18 protein-coding genes and 1 pseudogene are annotated in these 18,152 nt (G+C 59.9%); 8 read left to right on the top strand and 11 right to left on the bottom strand.

From position 1 onward, the window contains the following. Positions 1–57 precede the first annotated feature (57 nt). Positions 58–798 carry an SDR family oxidoreductase gene (locus CKW16_RS06085; protein WP_095127626.1) on the bottom strand — a complete coding sequence of 247 codons (741 nt, stop codon included), beginning with the start codon at positions 796–798 and terminating at the stop codon, positions 58–60. A gap of 128 nt (positions 799–926) precedes the next feature. Between CKW16_RS06085 and CKW16_RS06080 the strand changes: the two genes are divergently transcribed. From CKW16_RS06080 to mgrA, 4 genes are all read left to right on the top strand, one after another. Next, complete coding sequence (locus CKW16_RS06080; RefSeq protein WP_095127625.1) at positions 927–1,817, top strand: LysR family transcriptional regulator; 891 nt, start codon at positions 927–929, stop codon at positions 1,815–1,817. Positions 1,818–1,947: 130 nt separating this feature from the next. After that, positions 1,948–2,130: a type II toxin-antitoxin system HicA family toxin gene (locus CKW16_RS06075; RefSeq protein WP_046045491.1), complete on the top strand. Its 183-nt coding sequence runs from the start codon at positions 1,948–1,950 to the stop codon at positions 2,128–2,130. Next, positions 2,127–2,591 (top strand): type II toxin-antitoxin system HicB family antitoxin, encoded by a 465-nt coding sequence (locus CKW16_RS06070; protein WP_176471520.1) that lies wholly within the window; start codon positions 2,127–2,129, stop codon positions 2,589–2,591. The genes CKW16_RS06075 and CKW16_RS06070 overlap by 4 nt, the downstream gene beginning before the upstream one ends. A gap of 174 nt (positions 2,592–2,765) precedes the next feature. Then, complete coding sequence (gene mgrA, locus CKW16_RS06065) at positions 2,766–3,803, top strand: L-glyceraldehyde 3-phosphate reductase (RefSeq protein WP_095127624.1); 1,038 nt, start codon at positions 2,766–2,768, stop codon at positions 3,801–3,803. A 121-nt stretch (positions 3,804–3,924) separates the two neighbouring features. Here the strand turns inward: mgrA and tauD are convergent, their stop codons facing one another. The 7 genes from tauD to CKW16_RS06025 all read right to left on the bottom strand — a co-directional run bounded on the left by tauD (position 3,925) and on the right by CKW16_RS06025 (position 12,237). Beyond that, positions 3,925–4,767: a taurine dioxygenase gene (gene tauD / locus CKW16_RS06060; RefSeq protein ID WP_095127623.1), complete on the bottom strand. Its 843-nt coding sequence runs from the start codon at positions 4,765–4,767 to the stop codon at positions 3,925–3,927. 59 nt (positions 4,768–4,826) lie between these two features. Next, positions 4,827–5,660, bottom strand: coding sequence for a taurine ABC transporter permease TauC (gene tauC, locus CKW16_RS06055; protein ID WP_095127622.1), 834 nt, complete (start codon positions 5,658–5,660; stop codon positions 4,827–4,829). Beyond that, complete coding sequence (gene tauB / locus CKW16_RS06050) at positions 5,657–6,451, bottom strand: taurine ABC transporter ATP-binding subunit (RefSeq protein ID WP_046045496.1); 795 nt, start codon at positions 6,449–6,451, stop codon at positions 5,657–5,659. Before tauB ends, tauC begins: the two co-directional genes overlap by 4 nt. Before the next feature lie 15 nt (positions 6,452–6,466). Further along, on the bottom strand, positions 6,467–7,444 hold the full coding sequence (gene tauA / locus CKW16_RS06045; RefSeq protein ID WP_095127621.1) for a taurine ABC transporter substrate-binding protein: 978 nt from the start codon (positions 7,442–7,444) through the stop codon (positions 6,467–6,469). Positions 7,445–7,689: 245 nt separating this feature from the next. Continuing rightward, positions 7,690–9,273 carry a glutamate--cysteine ligase gene (gshA, locus tag CKW16_RS06040; RefSeq protein WP_095127620.1) on the bottom strand — a complete coding sequence of 528 codons (1,584 nt, stop codon included), beginning with the start codon at positions 9,271–9,273 and terminating at the stop codon, positions 7,690–7,692. A gap of 256 nt (positions 9,274–9,529) precedes the next feature. Continuing rightward, complete coding sequence (locus CKW16_RS06030; RefSeq protein WP_095127618.1) at positions 9,530–9,913, bottom strand: PaaI family thioesterase; 384 nt, start codon at positions 9,911–9,913, stop codon at positions 9,530–9,532. Further along, on the bottom strand, positions 9,913–12,237 hold the full coding sequence (locus tag CKW16_RS06025; protein ID WP_095127617.1) for a Tex family protein: 2,325 nt from the start codon (positions 12,235–12,237) through the stop codon (positions 9,913–9,915). The genes CKW16_RS06030 and CKW16_RS06025 overlap by 1 nt, the downstream gene beginning before the upstream one ends. 361 nt (positions 12,238–12,598) lie before the next feature. On the opposite strand from CKW16_RS06025, the gene ompR reads away from it, so the two are divergent. Both ompR and CKW16_RS06015 read left to right on the top strand, forming a co-directional pair. After that, a complete protein-coding gene (ompR, locus tag CKW16_RS06020) occupies positions 12,599–13,339 on the top strand; it encodes a two-component system response regulator OmpR (RefSeq protein ID WP_008149284.1) in 741 nt (246 codons plus the stop codon). A gap of 115 nt (positions 13,340–13,454) precedes the next feature. Beyond that, positions 13,455–14,768, top strand: coding sequence for an ATP-binding protein (locus CKW16_RS06015; RefSeq protein WP_008149285.1), 1,314 nt, complete (start codon positions 13,455–13,457; stop codon positions 14,766–14,768). A gap of 129 nt (positions 14,769–14,897) precedes the next feature. Here the strand turns inward: CKW16_RS06015 and rimK are convergent, their stop codons facing one another. Both rimK and CKW16_RS06005 read right to left on the bottom strand, forming a co-directional pair. After that, positions 14,898–15,803 (bottom strand): 30S ribosomal protein S6--L-glutamate ligase, encoded by a 906-nt coding sequence (gene rimK / locus CKW16_RS06010; protein WP_095127616.1) that lies wholly within the window; start codon positions 15,801–15,803, stop codon positions 14,898–14,900. Further along, complete coding sequence (locus CKW16_RS06005; protein ID WP_176471525.1) at positions 15,800–16,261, bottom strand: ATP-dependent zinc protease; 462 nt, start codon at positions 16,259–16,261, stop codon at positions 15,800–15,802. Before CKW16_RS06005 ends, rimK begins: the two co-directional genes overlap by 4 nt. Before the next feature lie 234 nt (positions 16,262–16,495). Here CKW16_RS06005 and CKW16_RS06000 point away from each other — a divergent pair, with 234 nt between their 5' ends. Continuing rightward, the gene (locus CKW16_RS06000) at positions 16,496–16,903 is read left to right on the top strand and encodes an RNA-binding S4 domain-containing protein (RefSeq protein WP_095127615.1); all 408 of its coding nucleotides are present in this window, start codon (positions 16,496–16,498) and stop codon (positions 16,901–16,903) included. On the opposite strand, the pseudogene CKW16_RS32445 reads toward CKW16_RS06000, so the two are convergent. Further along, positions 16,902–17,051: pseudogene (locus CKW16_RS32445) on the bottom strand (phosphoesterase); the annotation flags it as partial. The gene CKW16_RS06000 and the pseudogene CKW16_RS32445 sit on opposite strands and share 2 nt — an antisense overlap. A gap of 104 nt (positions 17,052–17,155) precedes the next feature. Between CKW16_RS32445 and hslO the strand changes: the two are divergent. Further along, complete coding sequence (hslO, locus tag CKW16_RS05990; RefSeq protein WP_008149293.1) at positions 17,156–18,058, top strand: Hsp33 family molecular chaperone HslO; 903 nt, start codon at positions 17,156–17,158, stop codon at positions 18,056–18,058. The last annotated feature ends 94 nt before the right edge of the window (positions 18,059–18,152 follow it).

The raw sequence follows: 18,152 nt of genomic DNA, 5'->3' as shown, positions 1-18,152 counted from the left end.
ATCCTGTGGGAGCGAGCCTGCTCGCGATAGGGGCGCTGCGGTGTCAAGTGAGCATAGTTAAACCAACCCGCCGTTGACGCGCAGGATTTGCCCGTTGACCCAACCCGAATCCGGCCCGACCAGGAAGGACACAACGCGGGCGATGTCTTCTGGCTGAGCCAGACGTTCCAGCGGGGCCATCTTGGCGAAGGTCTGGATCTGCTCTTCGCTCTTGCCGTGCAGAAACAGGTCGGTAGCCACCGGACCGGGGGCCACGGCATTGACGGTGATACTGCGCCCGCGCATTTCCTTGGCGAACACCTGGGTCAGGGATTCCACCGCCGCTTTGCTGGCGATGTACACCGCGTAGCCCGGCAGGTTCATGCCGACGGTGCTGCTGGAGAAGTTGATGATCCGACCGCCAGCGTTCAGGCGAGTGGCGGCTTCACGCAGGGTGTTGAACGTGCCGCGAGCGTGAATGTTGAAGTTCTGATCGAACAGCTCATCCGTGTGTTGCGCCAGCGGCAGGACTTTGAGGATACCGGCGTTGTTCACCAGCACATCGACTTTGCCCAGTTGCGTTTCGGTCTCGTCGAACATCCGGCGTACGTCGTCGGCGTTCGCTACATCCGCCTTGATCGCTATGGCCTGGTGGCCGGCCTGACGCAATTCGACCACCAGTTTTGAAGCTTCGGTGGCACTGCTGGCGTAGTTGATGGCGACGGCGAAACCTTGTTTGGCCAGTTGTTTGGCGATCACCGCGCCGATGCCGCGGGAGGCGCCGGTCACGATGGCAACTTTCGAAGTTTGAGTAGTCATGGCGGTGATTCCTTGAAGTTGATGGCTTGGGGTGAAGCCAGATTCACATGTTTACTCAGGCCGATAAATGCACGAGAGTTGCCTTGACTGTTCAAGAATCGCCAACAATCGACCACCAGGAGACCCGCGTGGATCAAGTCAAAGCGATGAAGGTTTTCGTGCGGATCTATGAGCGCAGCAGCTTTACGCTGGCGGCTGATGACTTGAACCTGCCGCGGGCGACGCTGACCCACACGCTGAATCAATTCGAAGCCTGGCTCGGTACACGTTTACTGGAGCGAAGCACCCGCAAGGTGCGGCCTACGCTGGACGGCGAGGCGTACTACCTGCGCTGCGTGCAGCTGCTGGCGGAACTGGAAGAAGCCGAACTGGCATTTCGTAGCGTCGCACCGAAGGGCCGGTTGCGCGTGGATTTGCATGGCACGCTGGCCAAACACTTCGTGATCCCGGCATTGCCGCAGTTCATGGCGCGCTACCCGGACATCGAACTGTCCATCAGCGAGGCCGACCGCTTTGTCGACCTGATCGCTGAAGGCGTCGACTGCGTGCTGCGCGCCGGCACCTTGGGCGACTCCGGGCTGATCGGCCGCCGCGTCGCCAACCTGCGCCAAATCACCTGCGCCAGCCCCGCGTACCTGCGCAAATACGGCGAACCGAAAAGCCTCGACGACCTGAAACATCATCGTGCCTTGAACTACGTCTCGCGCACGACCGCCAAGTTATTTCCCTTCGAATTCATGGTGGATGGCGAACTGAAGGAAGTGGCTATCGATGGCGCGCTTTCAGTGTTCGGCGCGGAAATTTATGCGGCATCGGCGATTGCCGGGCTGGGCCTGATCCAGTGCCCGCATTACCGAATGGACACGCAGATTTCCCAGGGCTTGGTGCAGGAAGTCCTGATCGACACGCCTCCGCCACCAATGCCGGTTTCGGTGTTGTATCCGCACAACCGACACATGTCGCCACGGGTTCGGGTGTTTGTGGATTGGCTGGGGGAAGTGTTTGCGGGGGCACAGTAGCCGCTGGTCTATAGGGAAATCAGGCCTCTGCACGATAGGCTAATATTTATCAGAGTGTGTATGGTGTGTATTGGCGTGAAGCTTCGTCGCGTAGTGTGCGCAGCAGGTGCTGCCCACAAGGACGAAGGTGATGCGAAGTCGGGAAATGATCAGGATGATCGAGGAGGATGGTTGGTATCTGGTGGCCGTGAAAGGCAGCCATCATCAGTACAAGCATCCGTGCAAGCCAGGCAGGGTGACGATAAAGCACCCGGACTCGGATCTTCCAAAAGGAACGATCAACAGCATATTGAAACAGGCGGGTCTGAAATGAGCCCCGACACCGGATACGAAAGCCCCGAGCGGGCCACATCACAGGAAGGACTTACCGAAATGAAATTCCCGGTCGTTCTGCACAAGGATGCCGACTCAGAATACGGAGTAATTATCCCGGACGTGCCGGGTTGCTTCTCCGCAGGCGGTACTGTGGCGCAGGCATTTGAAAACGTGAAGGAAGCGTTGTCGTTGCACTACGAAGGCTTGGTGGCCGATGGAGATCCACTGCCGCAGGTGCATGAGATCGACGCTCATCTTGATAACCCTGATTACGCGGGCGGCGTGTGGGGGGTGGTTGAATTCGATATCACGCCTTACTTCGGCAAGTCAGTGCGCTTCAATGCCACGCTGCCTGAGCAGTTGCTTGAGCGTATCGATCAAACAGTCAGGCGGGATCAGCGGTACAGCTCACGGTCTGGCTTTTTGGCTGCCGCTGCCCTGCGTGAGTTGTCGGCGTAAATGTTGATCGCTCCTACGCAGGGCGTGGGAACGATCAACGGGCGGCAAAGATGAAACATGTGAAACGTTTCAGCATTTTCTCGAGTTCGAGGTTTATCGGCGTTTGTCTGGGCGTATGCTGGGCAACTTGCGAAGCAGTCGATACCAACTTCAAGACAGACAAGAGAGGATTCGATGACCTACACCGCTGCCGAAAACCGCTACGACTCCATCCCTTACCGCCGCGTGGGTCGCAGCGGTCTGGTGCTGCCGGCGCTGTCCCTGGGCCTGTGGCACAACTTCGGCGACAGCACGCCGATCGACACCCAGCGTTCATTGCTGCGTACCGCGTTTGATCTCGGCGTCAACCATTTCGACCTGGCCAACAACTACGGCCCGCCGTATGGCAGCGCCGAGATCAATTTCGGTCGTTTATTGCGCGAAGACTTCAAGCAGTATCGCGACGAGCTGATCATCTCCAGCAAGGCCGGTTGGGACATGTGGGCCGGGCCTTATGGTCAGGGCGGCGGTTCGCGCAAATACGTGCTGGCCAGCCTCGATCAGAGCCTGCAGCGACTGGGCCTGGACTACGTGGACATCTTCTATTCCCACCGCTTCGACCCGGACACGCCGCTGGAAGAAACCGCCAGCGCACTGGCCACCGCGGTACAACAAGGCAAGGCGTTGTACATCGGTATCTCCTCGTACTCGGGGGTTAAAACCCGTGAAATGGCCGCGCTGCTGAAAGAGTGGAAAGTCCCGTTGCTGATTCACCAACCGGCTTACAACCTGCTCAATCGTTGGGTGGAAAAAGACTTGCTGGATACCACGGACGAACTCGGTACGGGTGTAATTGCGTTTACGCCGCTGGCTCAGGGGTTGTTGACTGACAAGTACCTGAATGGTGTGCCGGCGGACGCGCGGGTCAATCGTCCGGGCGGTGCTTCGTTGCAGGCGGCGCACCTGTCCGAAGCCAACATCGCTCATGTGCGTGCGCTGAATGAGATCGCCAAGCGTCGCGGTCAGAGCCTGGCGCAGCTGGCATTGGCGTGGACGTTACGCGATCCGCGCGTGACGTCGGCGCTGATCGGTGCGAGCCGGCCTGAGCAGATTATCGAGAACGTCGGGGCGTTGAAGAATTTGAGCTTTAGCTCGGAGGAGTTGGCGGAAATTGACCGGTTTGCCCAAGAGGGCGGGGTCAATCTTTGGGAGAAGCCTTCGACGGCTGAGTAATCGAGCGCTGATCGTTCCCACGCTCCGCGTGGGAATGCCTCCCGTGACGCTCCGCGTCACAGTGGACGCGGAGCGTCCATGGCTGCATTCCCACGCAGAGCGTGGGAACGATCAGATCGGCTTACCGGAAGAACGGCGCATCCCCCAACACCGTCGCCCGCTGCATCACCCGCCGCGCGGGCCGGTAATCATCCACGGCGTAATGCTGTGTCACGCGGTTATCCCAAAACGCCACGTCGTCCTTCTGCCAACGCCAGCGAATGGTAAATTCCGGCCGTGTCGCGTGGGCAAACAGAAACTTCAGAATTACCTCACTTTCGGTTTCCGACAGCTCATTGAGCTTCGACGTGAAGCCTTCATTGACGAACAACGACCGGCGTCCGCTCACCGGATGAGTGCGAATCACCGGGTGTGACAGCGGCGGGTTTTTCCTGCGCGCTTCTTCCCACTGGGCCAAGGCTTGCGGCGTGTTGCCATAGCGCTCCAGCGGGAACGAACGAGTGAAATCGTGGGTGGCGGTCAGCCCTTCGAGCAAGGACTTCATCGGCGCGGACAGTGCTTCATACGCCGCGATACCGCTGGCCCACAGCGTGTCGCCACCAAACTCCGGCAACAACTTGGCGCTGAGCACCGCGCCCAGGGCCGGCGTCGGCAAGAAGGTTACGTCGGTGTGCCAGATCGCGTTGTCGCGCACGTCGGTGACGGCGGTGTCGAGGATCAGCACTTCCGGTTGTTCCGGCACATTCGGGTAAATCGGGTGTATGTGCAGGTCACCGAAATTGGCGGCGAAACGCGCCTGTTGCTGAGGTGTGATCGGCTGATCGCGAAAGAACAACACTTGATGTTTGAGCAGCGCCTGCTCGATGACGTCGCGCTGTTCCAGGTTCAGTGGCTGGCTGATGTCGACGCCGCTGATGTGTGCGCCGAGGGCGTAGCTTAAGGGAACGATGGTCAGGTTGCTCATGGTCTTTCTCTTCAATCCGGGCGCCGATCTGCCGGCGTAGTCAGTGCGATCAAAACGTCTTAGTGCGTCTGGCCATGCCACGGCACCAGTTTGCGTTGCAAGGCGCGCAAGCCCATCTCCATGGCGAAGGCGATCAGTGCGATCACCAGAATCCCCAGCACCACAACATCGGTGACCAGGAACTGCGCGGCCGACTGCACCATGAACCCCAAACCACTGGTGGCAGCGATCAATTCGGCGGCAACCAGCGTCGACCAACCCACACCCAAGCCAATGCGCACACCGGTCAAAATGTCCGGCAACGCACTCGGCAGAATCACATGACGAATCAACTGCGCCCGGGTCGCGCCCAACGACTGCGCCGCGCGCAATTTGGCCGGGTCGACGGTGCGCACGCCGGTCGCCGTAGCGATGGCGATCGGGGCGAAGATCGCGAGGTAGATCAGCAAGACTTTCGACAGCTCACCGATGCCGCACCAGATCACGATCAGCGGCAGATAAGCCAGCGGTGGAATAGGGCGGTAGAACTCGATCAGCGGATCGAGAATGCCGCGAGCGATGCGGTTGTGGCCGATGGCGATGCCGACCGGCACGGCGGTCAGCACGGCGAAGCCCAGGCCCAGACCGATTCGGCTGAGACTCGCGCCCAAGTGCTGCCACAACGTTGAATCCATGTAGCCGGTGGTCACCAGCAGCCAGCCTTTTTGCAGCACCGCGGAGGGTGGCGGCAGGAACAGCGGTTCGATCATTCCTGTGGCGGTGACGGCCCACCAAATGGCAACGAGTGCGACCAGCGTCAGTACGCTGATCCAGCGCGTGTTCAAACTGCGACGTAGCGCAATTACCGTCGAACTCGACTTCACCGTCGCGGCGGGAATTTCATAGGTACTCATGCGCGCTCCTGCCGCTGGACGGCGCTACGTTGGGAGAACACTTTGGCGAGCACGTGTTCGCGGGTTTCGATAAAGCGCGGGTCGGATTTGATCGATCGAGCCGACTCGCCAGCAGCGTAACGCTGACCGAAGTCCAGGCTCAGGCGCTCTACGATTTGCCCTGGATTCGGCGCCAGCAGAATCAGGTCCGTGGCGAGAAACACCGCTTCTTCGATGTCGTGAGTAATCAGAAATACCGGTTTTGCGGTGCGCTGCCAGACTTGCAGCAGCAACTCCTGCATCTGTTCGCGGGTGAAGGCATCGAGGGCGCCGAAGGGTTCGTCCATCAGCAAAACCCGAGGATCAGCAGCCAGAGCACGGGCCAGGCCGACACGTTGTTTCTGGCCGCCCGAGAGTTGCCAGATTCGGCGGTTTTCGAAACCGGAAAGGTCCACCAAGGCGAGCATTTCCCGAGCGCGCAGTTCACGTTTTTCCCGCGCAATGCCGGCCAGTTCCAGACCGAAGCCAACGTTGGCCAGCACGTCCTGCCAAGGCAGCAGGGCATCGTCCTGGAACACCACGCCGCGTTCGGCGCTCGGGCCTTTGACCGGCACGCCATCAAGGGTGATGCGCCCGGCGCTAGGCTCGACGAAACCGGCAATCAGGTTCAACAGCGAGGTCTTGCCACTGCCGGACGGGCCGAGGGCGACCAGCAACTGCTGGGGCCCAAGACTCAGGGAAATATCCGCCAGTACCGGTTCGGCGGCGCCGGGGTACTGTGCGCTGATGCGCTCCAGCTGAAGCAAAGCCATCGCGGTTAACTCCGATCAGTTGGTGATGTACTTGGCGCTGACATACGGGGCGTAATCCGGCAGCACGGCTTCAACCTTGCCTTGTTCTTTCAGGAACGCGGCGGTGTCGGTGATGGCCTTGGTGGTCGGCGCGCCGAGGGTGATCACCTGGTCAGCCGCCAGCGGGAAGACGTTGCCTTGCAGCAGCAATGGAATGTCGCTGGCCTTGGCTCCGGAGAGTTTCACCAGCTTGTCGACATTGGATGGGTTGGCTAGCCAGGCTTTCGGGTCTTTGCGGTAATCCGCGTAGGCATCGAGGGTCACTTTGGCGAACGCGGTGACGATTTCCGGGTGCTTCTCGGCGAAGTCTTTACGCACGATCCACGCATCAAAGGTCGGCGCGCCGAACTTGGCCAGTTCACCGGAGGTGATCAGCACTTTGCCGTTTTCCTTGGCGACACCAAGGGCTGGGTCCCACACGTAGGTGGCGTCGATGTCACCGCGTTTCCACGCAGCAATGATGGCTGGCGGGGCAAGGTTGAGGACGGTGACTTTCGACGGGTCGATGTTCCAGTGCTTCAGCGCGGCCAGCAGGCTGTAGTGGCCAGTGGAAACGAACGGCACGGCGATTTTCTTGCCGATCAGATCTTGTGGGGTTTTGATCCCGGAACCGTCGCGGGCAACCAGGGCTTCCGCGGCGCCGATCTGCGTGGCGATGAGGAAGGTTTCTACCGGGACTTTGCGAGTGATTGCCGCCGTCAGGGGGCTGGAACCGAGGTAACCGATCTGCACGTCGCCGGAAGCGATGGCGGCGATGATGTCGGCGCCGTTGTCGAATTTTCGCCAGTCGATTTTGGCGTTGGTGGCTTTTTCGTACGCGCCGTCGGCCTGGGCGACTTTTGCCGGGTCTACGGTGGTCTGGTAGGCGACGGTGACGTCAGCCGCTTGGGCAAAGAAACTCACCGCAGCCAGAGACACGGCCGCCAGGAGGCGAAGGGGGAAAGTCAGTTTCATTGAGAAGCTCCTTGTCAGGCGACCGAGAGTCGGCGTGAAAAGGAGACTAAATGATATAAGAATCCGAAAATAAATAACTTTTTCGAATGAGCTTATGAGCGGAAAATTCTAAGAGAGAGTAGTACATCGTTATCCATGTGGGAGCGGGCTTGCTCGCGAAGGCGGCGTGTCAGCCGACATCAATGTTGACTGACACGCCGCCTTCGCGAGCAAGCCCGCTCCCACAGGTGACCTGCGATTGCAGGTCAGTTGCTGATGGCCAGAATGCTCGCTTGATACGACCCGACAAACACATCGAAATCGCCGACTTCGTTCTGCTCCAGCTCCACTTGCTCAGCCAGCGATGTGCGCGCCCGGTCTTCAAATTTCGCCTGGTCTTCGCTTGAAAGCGGCTCGCTACGGAAAAACTCCGCATGTGCCTGGCTCTGACGCAGGGAGAACTGAGCAAAGCTCTCCTTGTGCTCAGCCATCGCCGCCAGCACCTGGGCCGATGGCGTCAGCGATGGATCCTTGATCTTGACCAGCTGCGCATCCAATGCCTTGCTATGCGCATCGCCGCCATGACTCTGATCCAGCATCGCCGCCAGCGGTGCAATCTTCTCCAGCAACTCGCTGGCCCACTCTTTCAGGTCCACCGGATGACCGTCGCGTTGCAGTTGCAGGCCCGGACGGCGACCTTCCTTGACCACGCTGAGGAAGTTCGAGGTCGCGTTGCCGCACGAGGTATTGGTCAGTAGCGGGCTGTCGTTCAGCGCGCAATACAGCAGGAATGCGTCGAGGAACCGCGATTCCGGCAGGTCGATGCCCATCGGCAGGAACGGGTTGATGTCCAGGCAACGCACTTCAACGTACTGAATGCCGCGGGCCACCAGCGCCTGAATCGGCCGTTCGCCGGTGTAGGTCACGCGTTTCGGGCGGATGTTGGAGTAGTACTCGTTTTCGATCTGCAGGATGTTGGTGTTGAGCTGAACCCACTCGCCGTCCTGATGCGTACCGATTTCGACGTACGGCGCGTAAGGCGTTGCGACCGCTTTGCGCAGGCTATCGGTGTAGCTCGCCAGATCGTTGTAGCAAGGCGTCAAACCGGCTTGGGCATTGCTCTGGTAACCCAGGTCACTCATGCGCAGGCTGGTGGCGTACGGCAGGTACAAGGTGTCCGGGTCCAGTTGTTCCAACTGATGCGAGCGGCCACGCAGGAAGCCGGCGTCCAGCGCCGGCGAAGCACCGAACAGGTACATCAACAGCCAGCTGTAGCGACGGAAGTTACGGATCAGGGCGATGTAGGCCGAAGACTGATAGTCGCGGTCGGTGCCGACAAAGCCTTCAGCCTCTTTAAGCAGCGGCCAGAGCTTTTCCGGCAGGGAAAAGTTGTAGTGAATCCCGGCGATGCACTGCATGGTCTTGCCGTAGCGCAGGGCCAGGCCCTTGCGGTAGACGTACTTGAGCTGACCGATGTTGGAGGTGCCGTAATAGGCGATCGGGATGTCTTCCTCGGCCGGCAATGGGCACGGCATCGATGGACTCCACAGGTACTCGTTGCCGAGCTTGCTGTAGGCAAAACGGTGAATCTTGTCCAGGCTCGACAGCGTATCCGCCGGGTCGGGCAGGGCGGGCGTGATGAACTCCAGCAGCGACTCGGAATAGTCGGTGGTGATTTGTTCGTTGGTCAGCGCGGAACCCAATTCTTCCGGGTGCGGCGTTTGCGCCAGGCGACCTTCGCCGGTCACGCGCAGGCATTCACGTTCGATGCCGTGAAGGCACTGTTCGAGCAGAGAGAGGTTAGCGCGCTCGCCGAGCAGAGCCAGGCGGCGGTTGAGAAGTTCGCTCAAGTTGGATTCCTTCACGCGTCAGTCGCCCCAATATGGGGGTGGGCAAGACGGTCTACAAGGGTGAAGTTGAAACTGGCGTTGTCGCCTGGTTTTGGATCGCCACAATCCCTGTGGGAGCGGGCTTGCTCGCGAAGAGGGCGTGTCAGTCAACGATTAAGTCGCCTGATACACCGCTTTCGCGAGCAAGCCCGCTCCCACAGGAAATCCCGACGCAGGATTCATTGCGCCGAAATTAACTCAAATTGATGACGAGTAGCTACAGGACAGCGAACGTGCCTTGTGCTTTTGCGACGAGTTTGTCGCCTTGCATCACGTCGGCTTCAACTACCAGCGTGCGGCGGCCCGGGTGGATCACCCGCGCCGTGCACATCACTTCACCGTCTGCGACGGCGCGAATGTAATTGATCTTGCATTCGATGGTCGCGCTCTGCTGGTCAAAACCATGGGTGCTGGAACAGGCCAGCCCCATGGCAATGTCCACCAGACTGAACAAGGCCCCGCCGTGCAGCTTGCCGCCGCGATTGCGCAGTTCTGGTTCCAGCGCCAGGGCGACTTGCGCCACCCCGGTCTCCAGACTGTGCAAGCGACACCCCAGCAACTTGAAAAAAGCGCTTTCGGTCAGCCCGGCCGGGATGTCCATCAGCGTTTCTTCAACTGCTTGGCGTTGGCGAACAGCGAAGCCATGGCATTGTTGACCGGAGCCGCCGCCGTGGTTTCTTTACGCGGCGCGGTGTTCTGGGACTGGCGTGGCGCCGAACCCGGACGTGCACCACGGGCGCCATCGATTTTCTCGCCCGGGGTGTCGCTCATGCGCATCGACAGGCCCACGCGTTTGCGCGGGATGTCGACTTCCATGACCTTCACTTTCACCACGTCACCGGCCTTCACCGCTTCACGCGGATCCTTGATGAACTTCTCCGAAAGCGCAGAGATGTGCACCAAACCGTCCTGATGCACGCCGATGTCGACGAACGCGCCGAAGTTGGTCACGTTGGTCACCACGCCTTCGAGGATCATGCCCAACTGCAGGTCCTTGAGGTCTTCGACGCCTTCCTGGAACTCGGCGGTCTTGAACTCGGGACGTGGATCGCGGCCAGGTTTTTCCAGCTCTTGCAGGATGTCGGTGACCGTTGGCAGACCGAAGGTTTCGTCGGTGTACTTTTTCGGATCAAGACGCTTGAGGAAGCTGGCGTCGCCGATCAGCGAGCGAATATCGCGGTCGGTCTCAGCAGCGATGCGCTGGACCAGCGGATAGGCTTCCGGGTGAACCGCAGACGAATCCAGCGGGTTGTCGCCGTTCATGACGCGCAGGAAGCCAGCGGCCTGTTCGAAGGTTTTCTCGCCCAGACGAGCGACTTTCTTCAACGCCGCACGGGTTTTGAACGCGCCGTGCTCGTCGCGGTGGCTGACGATGTTTTGCGCCAGGGTCGCGTTGAGGCCGGAGATGCGGGCCAGCAGCGCCACGGAGGCGGTGTTCACGTCGACGCCCACGGCGTTCACGCAGTCTTCGACCACAGCGTCCAGGCCGCGCGCCAGTTTCAGCTGCGACACGTCGTGCTGGTACTGGCCGACGCCGATGGATTTCGGATCGATCTTCACCAGCTCGGCCAGTGGATCCTGCAGGCGACGGGCAATCGACACTGCGCCACGGATCGACACGTCGAGGTCCGGGAATTCCTTGGAAGCCAGTTCCGACGCCGAGTAAACCGATGCACCGGCCTCGGAGACCATGACTTTGGTCATCTTCATGGCTGGGTATTTTTTGATCAGTTCAGCGGCCAGTTTGTCGGTTTCGCGGCTGGCGGTGCCGTTGCCGATGGCGATCAGGTCCACTGCATGCTTGGCGCACAGGGCAGCCAGAATCGCGATGGTCTGATCCCACTTGTTGTGCGGCACGTGCGGGTAAACCGTGGCGTGATCCAGCAGCTTGCCGGTGGAATCGACCACGGCGACCTTGCAACCGGTGCGCAGGCCCGGGTCGAGACCCAATGTGGCACGTGGGCCAGCCGGGGCCGACAGCAGCAAGTCGTGCAGGTTGTGCGCGAACACGTTGATCGCTTCGGTTTCCGCGCCATCGCGCAGTTCGCCCAGCAGGTCGGTTTCGAGGTGGGTGTAGAGCTTGACCTTCCAGGTCCAGCGCACCACTTCGCCCAGCCATTTGTCGGCGGCGCGGTTCTGGTTCTGGATGCCGAATTGCTGGCCGATCATGCCTTCGCACGGGTGCATGGCGCCCGGCAGTTCTTCGCCGACTTTCAGCGCCGAACTCAGAATGCCTTCGTTGCGGCCACGGAAAATCGCCAGCGCGCGGTGCGACGGCATGCTTTTCAGCGGTTCGTCGTGTTCGAAGTAGTCGCGGAACTTGGAGCCTTCCTCTTCCTTGCCGGCGATCACGCGGGCACTCAGAGTCGCTTCCTGCTTGAGGTAGCTGCGCAGCTTGTCCAGCAGGCCGGCGTCTTCGGCGAAGCGTTCCATCAGGATGTACTTGGCGCCTTCGAGGGCAGCCTTCACATCGGCGACGCCTTTTTCGGCATCGATGAAGCGCGCGGCTTCAGCGTCTGGCGTCAGGGTCGGGTCGTTGAACAGGCCGTCGGCCAGCTCGCCGAGGCCAGCTTCCAGGGCGATTTGGCCCTTGGTGCGGCGCTTCTGCTTGTACGGCAGGTACAAGTCTTCGAGGCGGGTTTTGGTGTCGGCGAGCTTAATGTCGCGTTCAAGTTGCGGGGTCAGCTTGCCTTGTTCCTGGATGCTGGCAAGGATGCTGATACGCCGTTCGTCGAGTTCTCGCAGGTAGCGCAGACGCTCTTCCAGATGACGCAACTGGATGTCATCGAGGCTGCCGGTCACTTCTTTCCGGTAGCGGGCGATGAAGGGCACCGTGGAGCCTTCATCGAGTAGCGCGACGGCCGCTTCGACCTGTTGTGGGCGGACGCCGAGTTCCTCGGCGATGCGGCTGTTGATGCTGTCCATAAAACCACCTGACAAATTGTGAAAGCAGGCTCGCAGGCGCAGAGATAAGGGCTCGGCGAGTCTGGTTGAGCGGCCTGGCCTGCGCCGCTACCTGGATCAACAGGTATCCCGTTGACCCGTGAAATCGAACAATTACTGCCTGCGCCATGAAAATAAAAAACGGCCACCTACAGTAATGATCAGACGTTGCCTGACACAAAAGGCCGCGCATTATAACCAGCGTTCTGTCATTCGGGGGCATCGCAGGCTGTAGGCATAAAGCCCGGATTTCTGGCGATCAAGGAAAAATCTGCTAACAATGCACACGGTGCGTATAACGGCAGCTACGCCATAATGCGCGCCGAGATCAAAGGAGCATCTAATGAGCAGCACTGCAAACATTGCTGAAGGCGAAAAAATTCTTATTGTTGACGACGATCCAGGGCTGAGCAGCCTGCTGGAGCGGTTTTTCGTCAGCAAGGGCTACCGCGCCCGCGCCGTACCGAACACGGAACAAATGGATCGCCTGCTGGCGCGTGAAGTGTTCAACCTGGTCGTCCTCGACCTGATGCTGCCCGGCGAAGACGGCTTGACCGCTTGCCGCCGCCTGCGCACCGCGAACAACCAGATTCCAATCATCATGCTCACCGCCAAGGGTGATGAGCTGAGCCGTATCAAGGGCCTCGAACTGGGCGCCGACGATTACCTGGCCAAGCCGTTCAACCCGGACGAGCTGATGGCGCGTGTCAAAGCGGTCCTGCGTCGCCAGTCGGCTCCGGTTCCGGGCGCTCCGGGCAGCGAAGACGAAAGCGTGACCTTCGGTGACTACGAATTGTCCCTGGCCACCCGCGAGCTCAAGCGTGGTGACGAAGTGCACATGCTCACCACCGGTGAGTTTGCGGTGCTCAAGGCGTTGGTCATGAACGCCCGTCAGCCACTGACTCGCGACAAACTGATGAACCTGGCCCGTGGCCGCGAGTGGGATGCCCTGGAGCGTTCCATCGACGTGCAGATTTCCCGTCTGCGCCGGATGATCGAGCCCGATCCGTCCAAACCGCGTTACATCCAGACAGTCTGGGGCGTGGGTTACGTGTTCGTTCCGGATGGCGCCGCCACCAAGTGATCGGTGATTTGTAGGAGCGGGTCTTGCGGGCAACGGGTCAGATGACCTTGCTCGCAGACTCGCGATCCGCAATATGCGAGCATCGCTCGCTCCTGCAAGTGTGTAGCGGTTATCCATGAAAACCCCCGTTTGGTTCCCCCAGAGTTTCTTCTCCCGCACCCTTTGGCTGGTGCTGATCGTCGTGCTGTTTTCCAAGGCGCTGACCCTGGTTTATCTGTTGATGAACGAAGACGTGCTGGTGGACCGCCAATACAGCCACGGCGTCGCCCTGACGCTACGCGCTTATTGGGCGGCCGATGAAGAGAACCGCACGAAGATTGCCGATGCCGCGACCCTGATCCGGGTAGTGGGCGCTGGCGTGCCGGAAGGTGAGCAACACTGGCCTTACAGCGAGATCTATCAGCGGCAGATGCAAGCGGAGCTGGGTGCCGACACCGAAGTCCGATTGCGTATGCACTCGCCGCCGGCCCTGTGGGTTCGGGCGCCAAGCCTGGGTGATGGCTGGCTGAAAGTGCCGCTTTACCCTCATCCGTTGCGCGGCCAGAAAATCTGGAACGTGCTCGGCTGGTTCCTTGCTATCGGTTTGCTGTCCACCGCCTCGGCGTGGATCTTCGTCAGCCAGCTCAATCAGCCATTGAAACGTCTGGTCTATGCCGCGAGGCAACTCGGCCAGGGCCGCAGTGTGCGCCTGCCGATCAGCGACACGCCGAGTGAAATGACCGAGGTTTACCGCGCGTTCAACCAAATGGCGGAAGACGTCGAACAGGCGGGGCGTGAGCGAGAATTGATGCTGGCCGGGGTGTCCCACGACTTGCGCACGCCGCTGACCCGTTTGCGGTTGTCTCTGGAGCTGATGGGCGACCACAGTGACCTGACGGACGACATGGTCCGCGACATCGAAGACATGGACGCGATTCTCGACCAGTTCCTGGCGTTCATTCGTGATGGTCGTGACGAGTCGGTGGAAGAGGTGGACCTGAGCGATCTGGTGCGCGAAGTCGCGGCGCCATACAACCAGAATGAAGAGAAAGTGCGCCTGCGCCTGGAGCCGATTCAGCCGTTTCCGTTGCGTCGAGTGTCGATGAAGCGGCTGCTGAACAACCTGATTGGCAACGCCTTGCATCACGCGGGCAGCGGGGTTGAGGTGGCGGCTTATGTGTCCGGTGATACCAGCGCGCCGTATGTGGTGCTGAGTGTCATGGACCGTGGGGCGGGGATTGATCCGTCCGAGCTGGAAGCGATTTTCAACCCGTTTACTCGGGGTGACCGTGCCCGGGGCGGGAAGGGGACCGGGTTGGGTTTGGCGATCGTGAAGCGGATTGCTTCGATGCATGGTGGGAATGTTGAGTTGCGCAATCGGTCCGGTGGCGGGCTGGAAGCGCGGGTGCGGTTGCCGTTGGGACTTATGTTGCCGAGGGATGCCGTCTAACCCGATCGTTCCCACGCTCTGCGTGGGAATGCCTCAACGGACGCTCCGCGTTCGGCTCTTGATGGGACGCGGAGCGTCCCGGGCTGCATTCCCACGCAGAGCGTGGGAACGATCACCGCGATCAGTGTGTTAACCCTTGCCTTTGGTGCGCGTCATATTCGGCCCACCATTCTTCTCAAGGTGCTCAATGATGATCCCCGCCACGTTCTTGCTGGTGGTGGTTTCAATCCCTTCAAGCCCAGGCGACGAGTTCACTTCCATCACCAACGGCCCGTGATTGGAACGCAGGATGTCCACACCCGCCACCGACAACCCCATGACCTTCGCCGCGCGCAACGCCGTCATGCGTTCTTCCGGTGTGATCTTGATCAGGCTGGCACTGCCGCCGCGATGCAGGTTGGAGCGAAACTCCCCCGGCTTCGCCTGGCGTTTCATCGCCGCGATCACCTTGTCGCCCACCACGAAGCAGCGAATGTCCGCGCCGCCGGCTTCCTTGATGTATTCCTGAACCATGATGTTCTGCTTCAGGCCCATGAACGCCTCGATCACCGACTCCGCCGCCGTCGCCGTTTCACACAGCACCACGCCGATGCCCTGAGTGCCTTCCAGCACCTTGATCACCAGCGGCGCACCGTTGACCATCTCGATCAAGTCGGGAATGTCATCCGGGGAGTGCGCAAAACCGGTGACTGGCAAACCGATTCCCCGGCGTGACAGCAATTGCAGGGACCGCAGTTTGTCCCGCGAGCGGGCGATGGCCACCGATTCATTGAGCGGGAACACCCCCATCATTTCGAACTGACGCAACACCGCGCAGCCATAAAACGTCACCGACGCGCCAATCCGCGGGATCACCGCATCGAATCCCTCCAGCGGTTTGCCGCGGTAGTGGATCTGCGGCTTGTGGCTGGCGATGTTCATGTAGGCGCGCAGGGTGTCGATCACCACCATTTCATGGCCACGCTCGGTACCGGCTTCGACCAGACGACGAGTGGAATACAGACGCGGGTTCCGCGACAGCACAGCGATCTTCATGCAACACCTGTGGAGGAGGTAGATACCGGGAACACCGGCTTGTCTTGTACGTACTTAATGCCCGGATTGACCACCAACTGGCCGTCGATCAGGGCTTTGGAACCGAGTAACAGGCGATAACGCATGGACTTGCGGCAGGCGAGGGTGAACTCGACCCGCCAGACCCGATCACCGAGGGCCAGGGTGGTGCTGACCACGTAACGCATCTGCGCGTGGCCGTTGGAGCTTTTAATGGTTTTCATCGTCACCAGCGGTGCTTCGCAGCGCCGGTGACGCAGTTGCACAACCGTGCCCAAGTGAGCAGTAAAGCGCACCCACTGTTCCCCGTCGCGCTCGAACGGTTCGATATCGGTGGCATGCAGGCTGGAGGTGCTGGCGCCGGTGTCGATTTTTGCGCGCAGGCCCGCGACTCCCAAATCCGGAAGCGCCACCCACTCGCGCAGACCGACAACGGTCAAATGGTCAAATGTCTTCAAAGGTGCTCAACCGGTAGAAACCGCTCAGGCCGCACGCGGCCGAATTCGCGGTATTCACGCAGAATAATGGGTAAAAGGCGACAGATATCTACGGCCCGGATTTCCAGCCCTCAAGGGAGGTACTGGAACGCGTGCATTGTAATCCGAGTCGGTGTAATTCATGGCACGACAGAAACGGTAGTACAGTTCAGCAATATTTCAGAATGAGGAAATTCCATGGCACAAAAAAGCGAAGAGGACGACAAAGTCCGTCTCGATAAGTGGTTGTGGGCCGCGCGTTTTTATAAAACACGCGCCTTGGCCAAGGCGGCGATTGAAAGCGGCAAGGTGCATTGCCGGGGCGAGCGCTGCAAACCGGGCAAGGAGCCGAGGATCGGCGACGAGTTTCAGATTCGCGCAGGGTTCGAGGAACGCACGGTGGTGGTTCAGGCGCTATCGATCGTACGCCGTGGCGCACCAGAGGCTCAGGCGCTTTACGCCGAGACCGAAGCCAGCATCGCCAAGCGCGAGGCGGCTGCGGCCATGCGTAAGGCCGGCGCACTGGGCGTGAGCACCGATGGCAAGCCGAGCAAGAAGCAGCGACGGGATTTGTTCAAATTTCGTGGAAGCAGCAACGACGAATAAGCCAGTGAAAGTGCCACTCGTCGAAAACCACACACAGCCTCTGATCTGTACGCCATAACCAAAAGGCCAGCAGCGCCAGAGGTAAGAAATTGCATAAAGCCAACCGGCGGAGGTTCCTCCTTGCTTGGAACAAACCCGGATTGTTCATAAAATGCCGCTCACGGCTGAACATCGCGCACCCAAAGGGTGCCGCAGAGGCGCAATTTCTCACTGTTTGAAATCATTTTGTCATTACTTCAGATACCCACACCTATGACCGATTTACCGGATACCGACTACACCCAACGCTTCATCTTCGATGACAGCGACACCCGCGGCGAGCTGGTTGCGTTGGAGCGTAGCTACGCCGAAGTCCTCGCTAAACACCCCTACCCGGAGCCGGTTGCACAACTGCTCGGCGAGCTGATGGCGGCGGCATCGTTGTTGGTCGGCACCTTGAAGTTCGATGGCTTGCTGATTCTCCAGGCCCGTTCCGAAGGCCCGATCCCGCTGCTGATGATCGAGTGCTCCAGCGAGCGCGAAATCCGTGGCCTGGCCCGATACGAAGCCGACCAGATCGCGCCGGATGCGACCCTCGCCGACCTGATGCCCAACGGCGTATTGGCGCTGACCGTCGACCCGACCCAGGGCCAGCGTTACCAGGGCATCGTCGACCTCGATGGCGAAACCCTGTCGGAGTGCTTCACTAATTACTTCGTGATGTCCCAACAAGTCGGTACGCGTTTCTGGTTGTACGCCGATGGCCGTCGCGCCCGTGGCCTGTTGCTGCAGCAACTGCCTGCTGATCGATTGAAAGACGAAGAAGAACGCGCCGCCAGCTGGCAGCACATCACCGCGCTGGGCAGCACCCTGACCGCCGATGAATTGCTGAGCCTGGACAACGAAACCATCCTCCATCGTCTCTACCACGAAGAGCAGGTTCGTCTGTTCGATGTGCAGAAATTGCGCTTCCGTTGCAGCTGCTCGCGCGAACGTTCTGCCAATGCGCTGGTCAGTTTGGGTCTGGAAGATGCTCAGTCGCTCGTGATCGAACACGGTGGCAACATTGAGATTGATTGCCAGTTTTGCAACGAACGCTACCTGTTCGACGCCGCCGATATCGCTCAATTGTTCGCTGGTGCGGGTGTTGATACGCCGTCAGATACCCGTCACTAAAACGGTTCAGCGCAGGTAAATTCACTGGTTTGTGCCGGAATAACGCCGTTACGACGGGAGGGCCCTACTATTTTTGGGCTTTTCTGGCATAATC

Source organism: Pseudomonas sp. Irchel s3h14, from assembly GCF_900187425.1.
GTDB lineage: Bacteria > Pseudomonadota > Gammaproteobacteria > Pseudomonadales > Pseudomonadaceae > Aquipseudomonas.
This window is presented reverse-complemented; position numbering and strand designations above follow the sequence as displayed.

Excerpts from the sequence above, each read along its gene's own strand:
- CKW16_RS06085 (WP_095127626.1), bottom strand. The coding sequence starts at position 798 with ATGACTACTCAAACTTCGAAAGTTGCCATCGTGACCGGCGCCTCCCGC.
- CKW16_RS06075 (WP_046045491.1), top strand. The coding sequence starts at position 1,948 with ATGCGAAGTCGGGAAATGATCAGGATGATCGAGGAGGATGGTTGGTAT.
- CKW16_RS06070 (WP_176471520.1), top strand. The coding sequence starts at position 2,127 with ATGAGCCCCGACACCGGATACGAAAGCCCCGAGCGGGCCACATCACAG.
- mgrA (WP_095127624.1), top strand. The coding sequence starts at position 2,766 with ATGACCTACACCGCTGCCGAAAACCGCTACGACTCCATCCCTTACCGC.
- tauD (WP_095127623.1), bottom strand. The coding sequence starts at position 4,767 with ATGAGCAACCTGACCATCGTTCCCTTAAGCTACGCCCTCGGCGCACAC.
- tauC (WP_095127622.1), bottom strand. The coding sequence starts at position 5,660 with ATGAGTACCTATGAAATTCCCGCCGCGACGGTGAAGTCGAGTTCGACG.
- tauB (WP_046045496.1), bottom strand. The coding sequence starts at position 6,451 with ATGGCTTTGCTTCAGCTGGAGCGCATCAGCGCACAGTACCCCGGCGCC.
- tauA (WP_095127621.1), bottom strand. The coding sequence starts at position 7,444 with ATGAAACTGACTTTCCCCCTTCGCCTCCTGGCGGCCGTGTCTCTGGCT.
- CKW16_RS06030 (WP_095127618.1), bottom strand. The coding sequence starts at position 9,913 with ATGGACATCCCGGCCGGGCTGACCGAAAGCGCTTTTTTCAAGTTGCTG.
- CKW16_RS06025 (WP_095127617.1), bottom strand. The coding sequence starts at position 12,237 with ATGGACAGCATCAACAGCCGCATCGCCGAGGAACTCGGCGTCCGCCCA.
- ompR (WP_008149284.1), top strand. The coding sequence starts at position 12,599 with ATGAGCAGCACTGCAAACATTGCTGAAGGCGAAAAAATTCTTATTGTT.
- CKW16_RS06015 (WP_008149285.1), top strand. The coding sequence starts at position 13,455 with ATGAAAACCCCCGTTTGGTTCCCCCAGAGTTTCTTCTCCCGCACCCTT.
- rimK (WP_095127616.1), bottom strand. The coding sequence starts at position 15,803 with ATGAAGATCGCTGTGCTGTCGCGGAACCCGCGTCTGTATTCCACTCGT.
- CKW16_RS06000 (WP_095127615.1), top strand. The coding sequence starts at position 16,496 with ATGGCACAAAAAAGCGAAGAGGACGACAAAGTCCGTCTCGATAAGTGG.
- hslO (WP_008149293.1), top strand. The coding sequence starts at position 17,156 with ATGACCGATTTACCGGATACCGACTACACCCAACGCTTCATCTTCGAT.